This window comes from Paracoccus sp. PAR01, from assembly GCF_014851995.1.
GTDB lineage: Bacteria > Pseudomonadota > Alphaproteobacteria > Rhodobacterales > Rhodobacteraceae > Paracoccus > Paracoccus litorisediminis.
Map to the genome: position 1 here is coordinate 1 of NZ_JACVAW010000067.1, position 1,828 is coordinate 1,828.

The 1,828-nt window shown below is 67.6% G+C and carries 2 protein-coding genes and 1 pseudogene; all 3 read right to left on the minus strand.

From position 1 onward, the window contains the following. Window positions 1-97, minus strand: a pseudogene (locus tag IB235_RS24605) (cell division topological specificity factor MinE); the annotation flags it as partial. 2 nt (window positions 98-99) lie between these two features. Beyond that, window positions 100-915 (minus strand): septum site-determining protein MinD, encoded by an 816-nt coding sequence (gene minD, locus IB235_RS24610; RefSeq protein WP_192339026.1) that lies wholly within the window; start codon window positions 913-915, stop codon window positions 100-102. A 22-nt stretch (window positions 916-937) separates the two neighbouring features. Beyond that, complete coding sequence (minC, locus tag IB235_RS24615; RefSeq protein ID WP_192339028.1) at window positions 938-1,729, minus strand: septum site-determining protein MinC; 792 nt, start codon at window positions 1,727-1,729, stop codon at window positions 938-940. Window positions 1,730-1,828 lie beyond the last annotated feature (99 nt).

Below are 1,828 nucleotides of genomic sequence, written 5' to 3' on the forward strand. Positions count from 1 at the left end.
TGCCGCCGGCGCGTTCATGGGCCAGCAGGATCTGCAGCCGTTCCTTGGCGGTCTGGGCGGGGTTCGGCTTGCGGGGGCGGAAGCTGATGCCGAACATGGTCATGCCGTCCGCTTCAGCAGCCGCTGCAGGAAGCCGCGGCGCTCGGGGGCGTCGAAACGCATCTCGATCTGCTCGCCCAAGAGCCGGCCGACCGCGTCCTCATAGGCGCGACCCGCGGCCGATTTCTCGTCCAGCACCACCGGCATGCCGACGTTCGAGGCCTTCAGCACCGTCGAGCTTTCCGGGATGATGCCCAGCAGCGGGATGGCCAGGATTTCCAGCACGTCCTCGGTGCTCATCATCTCGCCGCCGGCGACGCGGGCGGGGTCGAAACGGGTCAGCAGCAGCTGCGCCTTGACCGTGCCCTCGCCCTTTTCGGCGCGGTGGGTCTTGCTGTTCAACAGCCCCAGCACCCGGTCGCTGTCGCGCACCGAGGAAACCTCGGGGTTCGTCACCACCACGGCCTCATCGGCGAAATACATCGCCAGATGCGCGCCGCGCTCGATCCCAGCCGGGCTGTCGCAGATGATATAGTCGAATTCCTGACGCAGCTCGTCCAGAACCGCCTTGACCCCCTCTTCGGTCAGCGCGTCCTTGTCGCGGGTCTGCGAGGTCGGCAGCACGAACAGGTTGTCCAGCCGCCGGTCCTTGATCAGCGCCTGCTTCAGCTTGGCGTCGCCCTGAATGACGTTGATGAAGTCGAACACGACCCGGCGCTCGCAGCCCATGATCATGTCCAGATTGCGCAGACCGACGTCGAAATCCACGACCACGGTCTTGTGCCCGCGCATCGCGAGGCCTGCGCTGATCGCGGCCGAGGAGGTGGTCTTGCCCACGCCGCCCTTGCCGGAAGTGACTACGATGACCTTGCTCACGAACGCTTCCTTTCCATCCGGGTTACTTGAGCGGGGCGACGCACAGCTTCTCGCCCTCGAGATAGACCTGCACGAAGTCGCGCGGAATGTCCGGGCCCAGCGTCTCGCTGGTGCGGTAAAGCCCGGCAATGGCCAGCAGTTCGGCGTCCAGCGCATGGCAGAAAATCCGCGCGCTGGTGTCGCCATTGACCCCGGCCAGCGCCCGCCCGCGCAGCCGGCCATAGATGTGGATATTGCCGGTGGCGATGACCTCGGCCCCGGAACTGACCGGGCCGATGATCACCAGATCGCCGCGATCGGCAAAGACCGTCTGCCCCGAGCGCACCGGCTGGGTGATCAGCCGCGCCTGCGGTTCCTTCGGCGCCGGTTCGGGCTCGGGCTTGCCGCGTCCGGGCCGGGTCCGGGCCACGACCTGGGCCGCGGCCTGCGCCTGACCGACCCGCTCCAGCCCGACATCGCGCCCCGAGGGCAGCACGATCAGCCCCGCCGCCTGCGCCGACTGCGCCTGCGCGGCGCTGGCATTCTGCACGCCAAAGACCGAGAGCCGGCGCGAGCGCAATTCCCCCGCCAATTTGGCCATGGCCTCAGAGCCGTCCAGCCCCTCGGCCTCGGTCAGATCCAGCACCAGCGGCGCGTTCTCGAAAAACAGCGGCGTCTGGCGCAGCCGCGCCTCGAGCGCCGCCAGAAAGTCGCCATCCGCCCGCCCGGCCAGATGCAGCGCCACCGCGGTCAGCGACCGACCACGGAATTGAAGGGGCTTGACGGTGGTCGCGACCGGCTGCCCCGCGGTCGCCTCGCTTCGCTGTGACTGCACGCCTGTCTCTGCCTGTTATCCCGAACGCGAACAGCCCGCAGTCCGGATTTTGATGACAACCCTAGACCGACAAAAAACCCGCGTCCATCACGAACAGGA